This window comes from Paenibacillus sp. P4_A7, assembly GCF_056402455.1.
The window spans coordinates 1-1618 of the sequence record NZ_JBFUHJ010000736.1 but is presented as its reverse complement, the minus strand read 5'-3'; the positions used below and the strand labels follow the sequence as shown (position 1 = coordinate 1618).

1 protein-coding gene is annotated in these 1618 nt (G+C 42.2%); it reads right to left on the bottom strand.

Annotation, left to right across the window (positions count from 1 at the left end; all coding sequences use genetic code 11):
• Nucleotides 1–170 precede the first annotated feature (170 nt).
• Nucleotides 171–1571 (bottom strand): NfeD family protein, encoded by a 1401-nt coding sequence (locus tag AC1DWN_RS33540; protein WP_477563151.1) that lies wholly within the window; start codon nucleotides 1569–1571, stop codon nucleotides 171–173.
• Nucleotides 1572–1618 lie beyond the last annotated feature (47 nt).

Sequence of the window (1618 nt, the reverse complement as noted above, 5' to 3'; positions counted from 1 at the left end):
TGCTAATGCGGATATCCATAGCATAATAGGGAAGAAGCTTAAAAATACAGACAGAACTATAATTACGACTACAGCTATGATTAATACAGAAACTAATGGATCTAATGTCATTGAATATACCCCTCCATATGTTTATATTGTTTGTTTCTATTTTACTACTTCTTTCACAACTACTTTACTACTTCTTTCACAACTACCCAAGTTCCTTCTGCTTTAATGACTTTAACTGTACGTTTTGCGTCCACAAACTCACCCGAGGTTACAACATCAACACGTTCGTCACCGATCTGAACGGTCCCGGCAGGACGGAGCGCTGTGATTGTAACTCCTTCTAAGCCTAGTAAAGAATCTTTTACCTCGGCGGACAAATAACCTTCCTCCGTGGTCAACTTATCGCGTAGAATAAATTTGTTCCATATCCCTCTCACTCGATTCATCCTCACAAAAATCGTAATTATAATAATGGCTACAGCAAGTGCAACCATGATGGAGATAAATGCGGACTTTGGATCAGATGCTGCGATCACAACCCCTGTAATCAATGCTGTACTGCCAAGGAAGCCCAATATTCCAAAGCTTGGCACGAATACTTCTAATATTAACAACCCTAGGCCAAGCACAAACAGTACAACTGATTCTACTTCAGCAAATCCTGCTACAAAATGACCAAAGAAATAGAGCCCAAATGACAAAACCCCTATGATTCCCGGGAAGCTAAGGCCAGGCACGAACATTTCAATCACAATACCAGCAATACCGAGTATGAGCAATATCGTCTTTACTATTGGATTAACTAGCCATCTTGCCACATTTTCCGCAATGGAAGGATTTAACTCGATTTGCGTCCGGCCTTCAAGGCCAAGCCATGCTACTACCTCGTCAACTGATTTTGCCGTGTAGTCCGAGTAGCCCACTTTTTCAGCCTCGCTTGCAGTTAGGGTAAGAATATCACCTTTAAGCYTGTCTCTACCGATCTTATTCTTAAGCTCAAGACTTATATTCGGATCGACCATCGCGGCAGCAATTCGATCGTCACGACCGTTTTCCTTTGCAGTAGCCATCATTCTAGATACCCAATATGAAATGATCTTCGGATTATCTGTCAGTTTGCCTGAGCTGTCAACGACAGCAGCAGCTCCGATTGTGCTTCCAGGCTGCATAACAATCTGATCCGCATTAAGCGCAATATACGTACCAGCTGACATGGCCTTGCTTTCTACAAATGCTGTTGTTGGAATCTCACTCGATCGAATAAGATCACCTATATCCGCGGCATTAATCACTTTGCCGCCTAACGTATTAACGACAAGAATAATATGCTCTGCTTTGGCTTCTTCCGCTTCTTTAAAAGCTCTTTCCAAAAACGATTGAAGTCCAGATTCAACGGTTTGCTTTACAGGCACAATGTAAACGGCCGGGCCAATATCGGATGCAGCGCTCGTTCGTTCCGTTGGTGCACCAAACATTCCTGCAAACGTAACCAGAATTAATGCCGCTGCCGCCAACAGTGAAGCAATGGATAATTTATTTCGCCATCGATTTATAAGCAAGAAGGGTCCTCGTTTCTTCATGAGTTATTCGCTCTTACGTATAATTTTGTAAAATGTTTCATAAATTA